Source organism: Pseudonocardia alaniniphila, from assembly GCF_022524485.1.
Lineage (GTDB): Bacteria > Actinomycetota > Actinomycetes > Mycobacteriales > Pseudonocardiaceae > Pseudonocardia > Pseudonocardia alaniniphila.
In genome coordinates this window covers 74527-87269 of sequence record NZ_JAKXMK010000012.1, presented here as the reverse complement: position 1 = coordinate 87269, position 12743 = coordinate 74527, and the positions used below count along the sequence as shown (strand labels likewise).

At 71.8% G+C, this 12743-nt stretch carries 11 protein-coding genes; 8 read left to right on the top strand and 3 right to left on the bottom strand.

Annotated features, from left to right (window positions below; translation table 11 throughout):
* The first annotated feature begins 51 nt into the window (after positions 1-51).
* The 5 genes from MMF94_RS15540 to MMF94_RS15520 all read left to right on the top strand — a co-directional run bounded on the left by MMF94_RS15540 (position 52) and on the right by MMF94_RS15520 (position 6905).
* Positions 52-300 (top strand): hypothetical protein, encoded by a 249-nt coding sequence (locus MMF94_RS15540; RefSeq protein WP_241037288.1) that lies wholly within the window; start codon positions 52-54, stop codon positions 298-300.
* Positions 297-3359, top strand: coding sequence for a helix-turn-helix transcriptional regulator (locus MMF94_RS15535; RefSeq protein ID WP_241037286.1), 3063 nt, complete (start codon positions 297-299; stop codon positions 3357-3359). Before MMF94_RS15540 ends, MMF94_RS15535 begins: the two co-directional genes overlap by 4 nt.
* A gap of 64 nt (positions 3360-3423) precedes the next feature.
* Positions 3424-4713: a cytochrome P450 gene (locus MMF94_RS15530; RefSeq protein ID WP_241037284.1), complete on the top strand. Its 1290-nt coding sequence runs from the start codon at positions 3424-3426 to the stop codon at positions 4711-4713.
* Positions 4710-6404, top strand: coding sequence for a class I adenylate-forming enzyme family protein (locus MMF94_RS15525; protein WP_241037282.1), 1695 nt, complete (start codon positions 4710-4712; stop codon positions 6402-6404). The genes MMF94_RS15530 and MMF94_RS15525 overlap by 4 nt, the downstream gene beginning before the upstream one ends.
* A gap of 249 nt (positions 6405-6653) precedes the next feature.
* On the top strand, positions 6654-6905 hold the full coding sequence (locus MMF94_RS15520) for a hypothetical protein (protein WP_241037279.1): 252 nt from the start codon (positions 6654-6656) through the stop codon (positions 6903-6905).
* Between the two features lie 3 nt (positions 6906-6908).
* Here MMF94_RS15520 and MMF94_RS15515 read toward each other — a convergent pair whose 3' ends face one another.
* On the bottom strand, positions 6909-7124 hold the full coding sequence (locus tag MMF94_RS15515) for a hypothetical protein (protein WP_241037276.1): 216 nt from the start codon (positions 7122-7124) through the stop codon (positions 6909-6911).
* A gap of 278 nt (positions 7125-7402) precedes the next feature.
* Between MMF94_RS15515 and tenA the strand changes: the two genes are divergently transcribed.
* Complete coding sequence (gene tenA, locus MMF94_RS15510) at positions 7403-8086, top strand: thiaminase II (RefSeq protein WP_241037274.1); 684 nt, start codon at positions 7403-7405, stop codon at positions 8084-8086.
* 6 nt (positions 8087-8092) lie between these two features.
* Here the strand turns inward: tenA and MMF94_RS15505 are convergent, their stop codons facing one another.
* Together MMF94_RS15505 and MMF94_RS15500 are read right to left on the bottom strand one after the other, a co-directional pair.
* Positions 8093-8488 carry a phage holin family protein gene (locus MMF94_RS15505; protein ID WP_241037273.1) on the bottom strand — a complete coding sequence of 132 codons (396 nt, stop codon included), beginning with the start codon at positions 8486-8488 and terminating at the stop codon, positions 8093-8095.
* A gap of 6 nt (positions 8489-8494) precedes the next feature.
* Complete coding sequence (locus MMF94_RS15500; protein ID WP_241037271.1) at positions 8495-9727, bottom strand: serine hydrolase domain-containing protein; 1233 nt, start codon at positions 9725-9727, stop codon at positions 8495-8497.
* A 170-nt stretch (positions 9728-9897) separates the two neighbouring features.
* On the opposite strand from MMF94_RS15500, the gene MMF94_RS15495 reads away from it, so the two are divergent.
* Both MMF94_RS15495 and MMF94_RS15490 read left to right on the top strand, forming a co-directional pair.
* Complete coding sequence (locus MMF94_RS15495; protein WP_241037270.1) at positions 9898-10884, top strand: patatin-like phospholipase family protein; 987 nt, start codon at positions 9898-9900, stop codon at positions 10882-10884.
* A 57-nt stretch (positions 10885-10941) separates the two neighbouring features.
* Entirely contained in the window at positions 10942-12663 is a 1722-nt protein-coding gene (locus tag MMF94_RS15490) for an FAD-binding dehydrogenase (protein ID WP_241037268.1), read from the top strand.
* The last annotated feature ends 80 nt before the right edge of the window (positions 12664-12743 follow it).

Genomic DNA, 12743 nt, shown 5'->3' with positions numbered 1-12743 from the left:
CGACGTGATCGTCCGATGTCCGGGCAGGGGCCTCAGCCCGATGCTCGATGCATGCTCATCAACCTGTCCCACAGCCTCGCCGACGCCGAGCACCACCGCCGCGCCCTGATCGCCGACGCCGAGCACTTCCGGCTCGCCAAGCTGGCCAAGGCCGCTCGGCGGCGGGCCGCGGCGGCCGTGCCGCCTCCGGTCGAACCACCACGCCCACCCGAGCCGGAGGCGGCAGCCGATGATCGCGCTGAGCCGAATCGTGCACACGGCAATGAAGGCGCAAACCGTCGGTACTCCGTGTCACGATGACCGGCGTGGCGCGGCTGGGGGTCGGGATCGGGTTGGTGGGCCGAAGGCCCGAGATCTCGGCACTCGCCACCGCGCTCGACCGTGCCGCCACCGGCCGGCCCACTGGCGTGCTGTTGTCGGGGGACGCCGGAGTGGGCAAGTCGCGGCTGGTGGCGGAGACGGTCGAGCGCGCTGCGGCAGCCGGGTTCACGGTGCTGCTCGGCCGCTGCATCGACACTGCCGAGTCCGCACTCCCCTACCTGCCGTTCACCGAGATCGTCGGAGCGCTCGCCACCGCACATCCCGAGCTGGTCGCCGACCATCCGGCCATGCGCCACCTGCTGCCCGGCGGCTACCCGCGCGGCACGCAGAACGGCGAGGACCGCGATCTGGGCCAGCTGCGGGTGTTCGACGCCGTTCTCTCCGCGCTCGACGGCCTCACGGCCACCAGCCCGGCCCTGCTCGTGGTGGAGGATCTCCACTGGGCCGACCGCTCCAGCCGCGATCTGCTGGTCTTCCTGCTGTCGCGGCTCACCGGCCAGCGGCTGGTCGTGCTGGCCACCTACCGCGCGGATGATCTCCACCGGCGCCATCCGCTGCGCCCGGTTCTGTCGGAGCTCGTGCGCCTGCCGGCGGTGGAACGGGTGGACGTCGCCCCGCTCGGCGCGGAGGAGGCGCTCGAGCTGGTGCGGCTGCTCGCCGACGGGAGCCTGTCCGAGCCGATGCTCCACCGGGTCGCCCGCCGTTGCGAGGGCAACGCGTTCTTCGCCGAGGAGCTCGTCACCGCATGTTCCGACGGGCTGCCCCACGGGCTCGCCGAGGTGCTGCTGGCACGTGTCGAAGGCCTCGCCCCCACCACCCAGCGTGTGCTACGCATCGCGTCCGTCGCCGGGCGGCGGGTCGACCACGGCCGCCTCTCCGCGGTGTCCGGACTCACCGTCGACGAGCTGGAACAGGCGCTGCGCGAGGCTGTGACCCACCACGTTCTGGTGGCCGGCGGCGAATCCGACGGGATCACCACCGACGACGCCTACGTCTTCCGCCACGCCCTGCTGCGCGAGGCGATCTACCACGAGCTGCTGCCCGGCGAGCGCAGCCGGCTCCACGCCGCCTACGCCGGGCTGCTCGCCGAGGCCGACGCTCCCCAGCGGGCCGCCGCGCCCGGCCACGCTGCCGAGCTCGCCCACCACGCGATGGCGGGCCACGATCTTCCGCTCGCGCTCGCCGCGTCCGTGCAGGCGGCCAACGAGGCCAACGACCGCGAGGCACCGGCCGAGGTGCTGCTCCACGCGGAGCGCGCGATGGAGCTCTGGCCCGTCGTGCCCGACGCCGAGACGGTGGCCGGGATCGACGAGGGCACGGTCACCCGCTGGGCCGCGGGGGCGGCCAGCGCCACCGGCGACCCGGACCGGGGCATCGCGCTCGGGCGCCGCGCGCTCGAACTCGCCGAGCAGCGCGGCGATCCGAAGCTCACCTCGGCGATCGCCCGGCGATACGCCTGGCGCCTGCTGGATCTGAGTGGCCGGGAGCACGAGGCGCTCGAGGTGGCGAGGCACGCCCTCGAGCTCGTGGCCGACCTGCCGCCGTCCAGCACCCTGGCCTGGGCGCACGCAGTACTGGCACGGGTGCTGGGCAGGCTCGACAACCTCGCGGAGGCCCGAGAGCAGGCGGAAGCGGCTCTCGAGGTCGCCCACGGGAGACCCGCTGATGACGTCATGGCCGCCGGTGCCACCGCCGACGCGCTCGTCACGCTCGCGGTGTGCGCGGAGTACGGCGGCGACCCGGAGCGGGCCCGCCGGCTGCTCGGCGAGGCGATACCGCTCGCCCGGCGTTCCGCCAACCTCGGGGTGGAGCTGCGCGCGTACTACGCCCTGGGCATCTCGTTCCTCGACGAGGGGCGGCTCGCCCAAGCCGGCGACGAGTTCGCCGCGGGCGAGGAGCGTGCCGCCGCCACCGGCACCACGTGGGGCGGCTACGGGTTGGAGCTGCGGGTCGCCCACGTCATCGCCCGGTTCCAGCGCGGCGACTGGGATGCGGCCGAGGCCGCAGCGGAGCTCGCCGGGGAGTCGGTGTCGGCCACGGTCGCGAGCAGGCTCGCAGCCGCGGGGCTGCTCACCGCCGTGGCCCGGGGCCGCTTCGAGTCCGCCGGCAGGCGTTTAGCGGAGCTGCGCGATTCCGCTCCGGTCGACGAGCAGGTGATCATGCTCGTCGGCCAGACGGGTGCGGAGGCCGCGCTCTGGCAGGGGCGGCCCGCAGAGGCGGCGGAACTCGTCACGGAGGCGCTGGCCGGGCTCGAGAGCGGCCCTTATGCCCAGCTTGCACCCCATCTCGGCGGCATCATGCTGGCCGCGCTCGGAGTGGCAGCGCAGGCCGAGATCGCCGCCTCCGGTCAGATGCCCGCCGATGACGTCGCCGCAGCCGCACGCGCGCTGCTCGCCGCGGCAGAACATGCGGCGTCCAACGGGCTGCCGCGGGCCGGCGCCCTCGGTCCCGAGGGCAGGGCGTGGTTGTGCCGGGCGCGGGCCGAGTTCACCAGGATCATCGGGCCACCCGACCCTTCGGTGTGGAGCAGCCTCGTCAGCGCCTTCGCCTACGAGACGTGCACGCCGCACGGCGAGCCCTCCGCCGACGAGGTCCACGGCTACCGGCAGGCGTATGCGCTGCTGCGCCGGGCCGAGGCGACCCTCGCCACCGGAGCACCGCACGGGGAGGTCGCGCCCGACCTGCGCGCCGCGCTGGCTGCCGCCGAACGGCTCGCCGCCACGCCGCTGGCCACCGCCGTCCGAGAGCTCGCCGCCCGCGCCGGGGTCCTGCTGGACGCCCCCGACGCCCGTCCCGCGTCCGTCGATCCCGACCCCCTCACGCCGCGGGAGCGGGCCGTGCTCGGACTGGTCGCGGCCGGGCGCACCAACCGGCAGGCCGGCGCCGAACTGTTCATCAGTGAGAAGACGGTGAGCGTCCACCTGTCCCGCGTGATGGCCAAGCTCGGAGCGAGCAGTCGCACGGAGGCGGTCAGCGTCGCGTACGCGCGTGGCCTGCTGGCACCCGCAGACCGTGAGATGGCGCGGGTGGACCCTTGAGCCGTTGTTGACGATCTCTAGGGTGTGGGTGATCGCGCTCACCCATCCGTGAGGAGGCTCAGCGTTGGCACCCACGAGCACTGCCGCCGAGGGCAGCACCTGGACCGGACGCCCAGACCTGTCCGACATCTCGGGCTTCTGGACATTGCCGGTCGCGGAGCGGGCCGCGGCCTTCGCCGCGCTCCGTGAGCAGGAGCCGATCGCGTTCTATCAGGAGCCACAGCAGGCGTACCTTCCCCGCGGAGCGGGCTTCTGGGCCGTCACGCGGCTCGACGACCTCCTGACGGCCAGCCGCACTCCGGGCCTCTTCACATCGGGCAAGGGCTCCACGTCGATCGCCGACTTCCCGCCGGAGTTCATCGAGTTCTTCGGGTCGATGATCGGCATGGACGACCCACGCCACGCCCGACTACGGCGGATCGTCTCCCGCGGGTTCACGCCCAAGCGGCTCGGCGCCCTCACCGACGACGTGCAGCGCACGGCGCGCACCATCGTCGACGACGTGATCGACGCAGGCGAGTGCGACGCCGTCACGGCGATCTCCGCTCGGCTGCCCCTGAAGATCGTCTGCGACATGATGGGCGTGCCGGAGAGCCAGTACGAGTTCGTCTACCACCGGTCGAACATCATCCTGGGCGCCGGCGACCCCGACTACGTCCCCGACGCCGACAACATCGTCACCGCGATCCTGACGGCCGGCGGAGAGCTGGCCGAACTGATGCGCGACCTGGGCAGGCTGCGCACCGAGAAGCCCACCGACGACGTCACGTCCGCGCTGGTCAACGCCGAGATCGACGGCGAGCGGCTCACACCCGACGAGCTCGCGTCCTTCTTCATCCTGCTGGTCGTGGCGGGCAACGAGACCACCCGCAACGCCATCAGCTGGGGGCTGCACCTGCTCACCGAGAATCCCGACCAGCGCGCCGCCTGGCTCGCCGACATCGACGGCGTCACTCCCACCGCGGTGGAGGAGATCGTGCGCTGGGCGTCTCCGGTGATCTTCATGCGCCGCACCGTGGCCTCCGACACGGTGCTCGGCGGCCAGGCGATGAGCGAGGGTGACAAGGTGGTGCTCTTCTACTGGGCGGCCAACCGCGACCCTGCGCACTTCGCCGACCCGGACATGTTCGACGTCCGACGCTCGCCCAACCCACACGTCGGGTTCGGCGGCCCCGGTCCGCACTTCTGCCTGGGTGCCCACCTGGCACGCCGGGAGATGTCGGTGATGTTCCGCGAGCTGCTCACCCGGGTTCCCGACATCCACGCCACCGCCCAGCCGGATCGCCTGCAGTCGATGTTCATCAACGGCATCAAGCGGCTGCCGGTCGCGTTCACCCCCGGTGGCGTCCGATGACGGAAGCCGCTCTCGATCCCACCCCCGCCACGCTGGACTACCCGGAGGTGCCGGTCGGGGCGGTGCTCGCCGGCTCCGCACGTCGCTTCGGCGATCGCACCGCCGTGCACTTCGTGGACCGCGAGCTGTCGTTCGCCCAGCTCCACGAGCGGGCCTGCGCGTTCGCCAACGCCCTGCGCGCGGCCGGTGTGGGCCGGGGCGACGTTGTCGCCATCCATCTCCCCAACTGCCCGCAGTACCCCATCGCCTACTACGGCGTCCTGCTGGCCGGGGCCACGTTCTCGCCCACCAACCCGCTGCTGCCGCCTGCCGACCTCGCGGCCCAGCTGGCCGACTGCGGTGCGGTGGCGGCGGTGACGTGGGCGCCTGCCGCTCCGGCGCTGGCCGCGGTACAGGCACACACAGCGGTCCGGCTCGTCCTCGTCACCGATCGCGAACAGGCGATCGACCCCACCCACCGCGTGGCGCTCGACGCCGTCGCCGGTGCGCAGGACTTCGAGGCCTTCCACGCCGACGCGCCCACCGCCGATCCCGGCGTACCGATCGACATCCACCACGACCTGGCCCACATCGCCTACACCGGCGGCACCACGGGCCGGTCGAAGGGCGTGCAGCTGCCGCACCGCAACGTGGTGGTCAACTCGCTGCAGTACGCCTGCCGCGGCAGCGGCTCGCTACCCGCCCTGGACGAGCTCGGCGGTCTCGTGCTCGACCAGCAGGCGCCCGTCGAGGAGTACCCGGTGCGCCTGGGCACCGGCACCGGCATCAACCTCACGCCCTGGTTCCACGCCATGGGCACGATCGGCGGTCTCAACGTCCCGTTGCTGAGCGGCAGCACCACCGTGCTGCACGAGCGGTTCGACCCGGGTGCCTACCTCGCCGACGCCGAGCGTTTCCGCGTCACGGGCATGGGCGGTGCTCCGCCGCTTTTCGGCGCCCTGCTGCGCCATCCCGAATTCGCCACGCGCGATCTGACCTCCGTCCGCGGCATCTCCTCCGGAGCCGCGCCGCTCCCCGTCGAGATGATCCAGGCGTTGCAGCGCCGGTTCGGCGACGACGTCGTGATCTGCGAGGGCTACGGGCTCACCGAGGTGACGATGGGCGCCACGATCGGGCCCGGCTGGCGGTCCGGCGTACGCAAGGTCGGCACCGTCGGCACGCCGGTGGCCGACACCGAGATCCGCGTCGTCGACCCCGCGGGCGCCGACGTCGCGCCGCTTCCCACGGGCGAGGCGGGCGAGGTGTGCATCCGGGGCCCGCAGGTGATGATCGGCTACAAGGACAGGCCGGAGGAGAACGCCGCCGCGCTCGTGGACGGCTGGCTGCGCACCGGCGACATCGGTGTGCTCGACGAGGACGGCTACCTGTCGATCGTCGACCGCAAGAAGGACATGCTGCTCTACAAGGGCTACAACGTGTACCCGAGGGAGCTGGAGGAGCTCCTCTTCATGCAGAACGGCGTGGTGGGTGCCGCGGTGGTCGGGCGGCCCGACCCGCTGGTCGGTGAGCTGCCGGTGGCCTTCGTCGTGGCCCCCGGGCTGGACGAGGACGGCGCCGCCGCGGTCATGAACGCCGTCAACGAGCAGGTGCTGCCGTATAAGCGGCTCCGCGAGGTGCACCTCGTGGAGGAGATCCCGGTGTCGGCTGCGGGCAAGGTGCTCAAGCGGGAGCTGCGCGACCGGCTCCGCTGAGGCACCCGCGAGTGCGGCAGCGCCGCTCTCACCCGCTGTGGTCGCAGCGGGACGGCGCTGCTGCAACCCGGGGTGAGCAGCAGCGCAGCGCCACTGACGAGTGACCCGCCGTTAACGGATGGCCCGCCAGCAGCGATGTCCCGTTCGTACGGACACCCGGCATGCGCGCACCGGACCGGACACCCGACCGCCACCGCATCAGCGGCATGGCGGTCGTCACCTGTCCCTGCTCACGAAGCCGGTGGTCGCATGCCCGCTGCATCCTCCGACGACGGCGGCGCCACCGTCCGGTCGCGCCCCCTCCCGGGCGAGCCGGGCGGCAGGCACCGCCGACAGCTCACGCCACTGGCGCGCGCCCTCGACGTGATCGGACGCATGGGCACGCTCGTGATGCTCACGGCATTGCTCGTGGTGGCGGCCACCGCCGGCGCACTGGTCGACGGAATCCCGGCCGGAGCGAACGCGACCGTCACGGCCACGTACGACCGGAGCGGGCCCTGATGATCAGGCCGCCTCGGTCTGGGTGATCGGGGACTGGAGCACATGGTCGACCAGGCGCATCACGAGCTGGCTACCGCCTAGCCGGTACCCGAACTCCTCCCACGTGAGCAACTCACGCGAGAGCAGCTCGCCGACCGGGCCGGGGTAGAGCCGAGTGGCACGGAACGCGGCAGCCCGCAGCCGCATCTTGTCGTGGTGATCCATGGGGACGGGGACCATGCTGGCGCTCTCCTCCGGGGTAAGTGCGGTCCGGCGCGCTCTCAGCGCTGAGTCGCCACCCGGTAAGGCACCCATGGTGGAACCCGCCCGGTCGATCGAAACTGAAGAGTGACTGACATCTCACGTCGCGACGAACCTCGGGTGTCCGGAAGGTGACTCGGCGTCCCGTGGTGTGTGCCACATCCAGGCGCCGAAGCCTGAGGTTGAGGTGTCCCCCGCGGCGCGGCGTCGAAACGAGTTGTTCCGCACCACTCGTCTACGCCCGTAGCGTGATCCGCATGACCCCGACCCGCTCCGCCGAGCGCACTCGCGACGTGCTCTGGTCCGACATCGAGGACATCTACGCCGCGATCCTCGCCCACCCGTTCATCGCGGGGCTGACGGACGGCACCCTTCCCCGGGAGTCGTTCCGCCACTACATCGTGCAGGACGCGCACTACCTGCGCGGCTATGCGAAGGCCCTCGCGGTGTGCGCGGCCAAGGCGCCCGACGAGGACGGCACCGTGATGTTCGCCTCGCACGCCGCCGCGGCGGTCGCCGCCGAGCGGGACCTGCACGCGACCCTCATGGGCGAGATGGGCACCACATCGGAGGAGGCGGCACTCGAGCCGATCGCCCCCACGACACAGGCGTACGTGAGCTACATGATGGCGTCGGCTCTCGGCGGGTCGTTCGCCGAAGCGGTGGGTGCGGTCCTGCCCTGCTACTGGATCTACGCGCGGGTCGGAGAGGAACTGCTGGCGCGCAGCTCGCCCGACCCGCTGTACGCCCGCTGGATCGCGATGTACGGCAGCGAGGACTTCCAGGCCGTCGTCGACTCGGTGCTGGCGCTCACCGACCGCATCGGGGAGGGGATGTCCGAGGGCGAGCGCAACCTCATGCGTCGGCACTTCCACACGACGTCGCGCTACGAGTGGATGTTCTGGGACGCCGGCTACCGCCGCGAGACCTGGCCGGTGTAGCGCGCTCTACCGGTGGTCCAGGCGGTCGGGGATGAGGAAGTGGAGGACGAACCCGACCACCGCCACCACGATGGCGCCGACGAACGCGGGGCCGAACCCCTCGACGCGGAACGGCACCCCGAGCCCTTCAGCGATGTAGCCGACCAGCATGAAGAGCAGCGCGTTGACCACGAGCCCGATCAGCCCGAGGGTGAGCACGTAGAACGGGCAGCCCACCACCTTGATCAGCGGCTTCAGCACCGCGTTGATGAGTCCGAAGATCAGGGCGACGACGATCAGGGTGCCGGCCCGGCTGCTGCTGGTGCCGGCGGTGTTGTCGATCCCCGGCACGATCAGGGTGGCCACCCACAAGCTGACGGCGATCACGATCACGCGGATCGTGAGTGCTAGCGCGTTCGACATGGGCAATCAGTCCAGAAGGGCCTGGTTGATCAGCGTGCGGAGCTGAGGGCGGATCGGGTAGGTGCTCGAGGGCATGAGCTGGGTGAAGAACAACGCCGTGACCTCGGCGGCGGGGTCGATCCAGAAAGCCGTGCTCGCCAAGCCGCCCCACGCGTACTCGCCGTCGTGGGTGATCGCCTTGCCCTGCGCCGCGTCGATGACCACGGAGAAGCCGAGGCCGAAGCCGACGCCGCGGTAGGGCGACTCCGAGAACATCGGCCGTCCCACCTGGTCGAGGTCGGCGCCGCCGGGCAGGTGGTTGCGCGCCATGTACGCCACGGTGTGCGGGCCGAGCAACCGGTTGCCGTCGAGCTCGCCACCGCGCGCCAACATCTGGGTGAAGCGGTGGTAGTCGGCGGCGGTGGAGACGAGTCCGCCTCCCCCGGAGAGGAACGTCGGCGTCCGCGTCGCGCTGTCGCCCATCGCCGAGTTGCGAGTCAGCCCGCCCTCGGGGTTGGGCACGTACAGGGCGGCGAGCCGGTCGAGGTCCTCCGTCGCCACCGAGAAGGCGGTGTCCTGCATGCCGAGCGGAGCGAAGATCTCCTCGGCGAAGAACGCGTCCAGCGACTGCCCCGAAGCCACCTCGACCACGCGGCCGAGGACGTCGGTGGCCACCGAGTAGTTCCACTCGGTGCCGGGCTGGAACAGCAGCGGCAGTCCGGCCCACACGTCGCACGCACCGGCGAGGTCCATCCCGCGCGGGGCTCCGAACTCGAAGCCCTTCGCCCGGTACATCTCGTCGACGGCATGGGCGTGGTGCCAGCCGTAGGTCAGCCCGGAGGTGTGGGTGAGCAGGTGCCAGACCCGAACCGGCTCGGTGGCGGCCACGGTGCCGGGCTTGGCAGCCGAGCCGCTCACGTAGACGCGCGCATCGGCGAAGGCCGGGATGTAGCGCGAGACGGGATCGGTGAGCTCGATCGCTCCCCGCTCCACCAGCATCAGCGCTGCGACGGAGGTGATGGGTTTGGTCATCGAGTAGATGCGCCACATCGTGTCGTCGGTGACGGGCCGCTGCGCCTCGATGTCGGCCAGACCGTAGTGGCTCAGATGCACCACCCGGCCGCGCCGCGCGAAGGCGATCGTCCAGCCCGCGAGTCGCCCGTCATCGACATAACGCCGAAAGTGCGAGTCGACGCGCTGAAGGCGCGTCCCGTCGATCCCGACCTCGCCCGGCTCCGTGTCCACCTTGAGCTGCGCCACGTGGCCGACACTACATGCGCGTGATCTCCCGGCGCCGAGTCTCGTTCCTGTGAAACCGGCACGTGGAGCGGTCAACCGATGTAACCCGGCCGTGGGAACGACGTCCCACTCTCGTGCGGTACCCGCTCGTAAGTATCTGCGTACGGAATGTGACGAGGAATGCTCGAAGAGTGACCACGCACCCGATACCGATCCTCGGCGCCCCGCCCTCGCCCCGCGGCGACGGCGAGGTACTCCGTGTGCTTCAGCGCCGCGCTGCCCGGGGCAGCCGGGCTGACGGGAACAGGGTCGCGCTCGTCATCAGTGGCGGCGGCATGCGGGCCGCCTACGCCGGCGGCATGGCCCACGCGCTCGAGGACGCGGGGCTCGGGGACTGCTTCGACGTCATCTACGGCAGCTCGGCCGGCGCCTACATCGGCGCCTCGCTGCTGCTGGGTTGCGGCCACGGTGCGGGACACATCTTCTTCGAGGACCTGGCCTGCCGCGCGTTCATCGACCCGCGCCGGCTCGGGACCCGCCGTCCGGTGGTGTCGCTGAACCACCTGATCGACCACGTCCTCGTGCACTCCAAACCGATGGACTGGGAACGGCTCGCCGCCACCCCCGTACCGCTGCGGGTGGTGGCGACCGCTGCCGACGACCTGCGGCCGCACGCGCTCGATCCCGCCACACCCCACGAGTGGAAGGTGGCGCTGCGGGCGACAGCGGCGATTCCGCTGCTCGCCGGCCCGCCCGTCGAGTTCCACGGGCGCCGCTGGATGGACGGCTCGGTCGCGGAGCCCGTGCCGGTGCTCCGCGCGCTGCGGGACGGCGCCACCCACGTGCTCGTGCTGCTCAACCGGACCGGCACCGAGCTGCGCCGGCCCGACCCCGGTACGGGACCGGGGCGATGGGCCCGCACACTGGACCGGCTCGCGCCGGGCCTCGGGCGGATCACCCAGGAGAGCGTGCGCCACGGCCCGGCCCTGGCCGTCCTCGACGACGTCACCCATCCGTCGCGGGGCGACGCGCACCTGCTGGCGCTGACCCCGGAGCACGACCTCGACGTCCACGGACTGACGATCGACGCGCCGCGGGTGGCAGGGGCGGCCGCGGCCGGGTACGCCACGGTCGCAGCGACGCTGGCCCGGATGCGGATACCCGCTCAGAGATCCTGAGCGGGCGATCGTTGCGCCAATCTTGACCCGATCCGCTCGCGCCAGGAGTGTTGCCGCGTGGACGCGGATGTCGCTGATGTCATCGTGGTCGGAGCGGGCCTCACAGGTCTCGTCGCCACCGCCGAACTGGCCGATGCGGGCAAGCGGGTGGTGCTGCTCGACCAGGAACCCGAGACGGGCCTCGGCGGGCAGGCGTTCTGGTCGTTCGGTGGCCTGTTCCTCGTCGACTCCCCCGAGCAGCGCCGGATGGGCATCAACGACTCGTTCGACCTCGCGATGCAGGACTGGCTGGGCACAGCGGGTTTCGACCGCGGCGTCGACGACCCGGCGGGCGAGGACTTCTGGGCCCGCCAGTGGGCCACCGCCTATGTGGACTTCGCCTCCGGGGAGAAGCGGTCCTGGCTGCACGCGCAGGGGGTGCGCTGGTTCCCCATCGTGGGCTGGGCCGAGCGGGGCGGCTATCTGGCCGACGGGCACGGCAACTCCGTGCCGCGCTTCCACATCACCTGGGGCACCGGGCCGGGTGTGGTGGCCCCGTTCGAGCGCCGGGTGCGCGAGGCGGTGGCGAAGGGGGTCGTCGAGCTGCGCTTCCGGCACCGGGTGGACGGCCTGACCGTCACCCACGGCGTGGTCGACGGGGTGCGCGGCGCCGTCCTCGAACCGAGCACCGCCGCGCGGGGAACGGCGAGCTCCCGCACCGAGGTCGGCGAGTTCGAACTGCACGCGCAGGCCGTGATCGTGACCTCGGGCGGGATCGGCGCCGACCACGACCTCGTGCGCGCCTACTGGCCGTCGCGACTGGGTCCGGCACCGCGGCACATGATCTCCGGCGTGCCCGAGCACGTCGACGGCCGGATGCTCGCGATCAGCGAGCGCGCGGGTGCCCGGCTCGTGAACCGCGACCGGATGTGGCACTACACGGAGGGCGTCCACAACTGGGACCCGATCTGGGCGCGGCACGGGATCCGCATCCTCGCGGGGCCCTCGTCGCTCTGGTTCGACGCGCGGGGCCGGCGCTTCCCCGCCCCGAACTTCCCCAGCTTCGACACCCTCGGCACGCTCAAGGCGATCACCGACACCGGTTACGACCACTCCTGGCTGGTGCTCACCCAGAAGATCATCGAGAAGGAGTTCGCGCTCTCGGGCTCGGAGCAGAACCCCGACCTGACCGCGAAGGACATCAGGGCGACGCTGGGCCGGATCCGGCCGGGGGCGCCGGCACCGGTCGAGGCGTTCAAGAACAAGGGTGTCGACTTCGTCGTCGCCGACACGCTCGCCGAACTCGTTGCGGGAATGAACAAGCTCGGAGCGATCCGCGACCCGGGAGACACCGAGACCGCGGACCTCGAAACCGGTGGGCCGCTGATCGACCTCGCCGACCTGGAACGGCAGATCGTCGCCCGCGACCGCGAGATCGACAACCCCTTCACGAAGGACATGCAGCTCGCCGCCATCCATGCCGCCCGCCGCTACCGCGGCGACCGCCTGTCCCGGATCGCGTCGCCGCACAAGATCCTCGACCCGGCGAACGGTCCGCTGATCGCCGTGCGCCTGGCCATCCTCACCCGCAAGACGCTGGGCGGGGTGCAGACGGACCTGGCGGGCCGAGTGCTGGGTACCGGTGGCGAGCCCGTGCCCGGTCTGTACGCCGCGGGGGAGGTCGCCGGGTTCGGTGGCGGCGGGGTGCACGGATACCGGTCGCTGGAGGGGACGTTCCTCGGCGGGTGCCTGTTCTCGGGCCGCCAGGCCGGTCGTGCGGCCGCGATCTCGACCGGCTGACCGCCCAGCTCCCCCGGGCGCGAACGCGGACAGTCCGTGATCGCCGCTCGGCGCGCATAAGCTACCCCTGCACGTGATCA

Bases quoted from the DNA above. Each gene is read 5' to 3' on its own strand.
- MMF94_RS15540 (WP_241037288.1), top strand. From the start codon at position 52: ATGCTCATCAACCTGTCCCACAGCCTCGCCGACGCCGAGCACCACCGC.
- MMF94_RS15535 (WP_241037286.1), top strand. From the start codon at position 297: ATGACCGGCGTGGCGCGGCTGGGGGTCGGGATCGGGTTGGTGGGCCGA.
- MMF94_RS15525 (WP_241037282.1), top strand. From the start codon at position 4,710: ATGACGGAAGCCGCTCTCGATCCCACCCCCGCCACGCTGGACTACCCG.
- MMF94_RS15520 (WP_241037279.1), top strand. From the start codon at position 6,654: ATGCCCGCTGCATCCTCCGACGACGGCGGCGCCACCGTCCGGTCGCGC.
- MMF94_RS15515 (WP_241037276.1), bottom strand. From the start codon at position 7,124: ATGGTCCCCGTCCCCATGGATCACCACGACAAGATGCGGCTGCGGGCT.
- tenA (WP_241037274.1), top strand. From the start codon at position 7,403: ATGACCCCGACCCGCTCCGCCGAGCGCACTCGCGACGTGCTCTGGTCC.
- MMF94_RS15505 (WP_241037273.1), bottom strand. From the start codon at position 8,488: ATGTCGAACGCGCTAGCACTCACGATCCGCGTGATCGTGATCGCCGTC.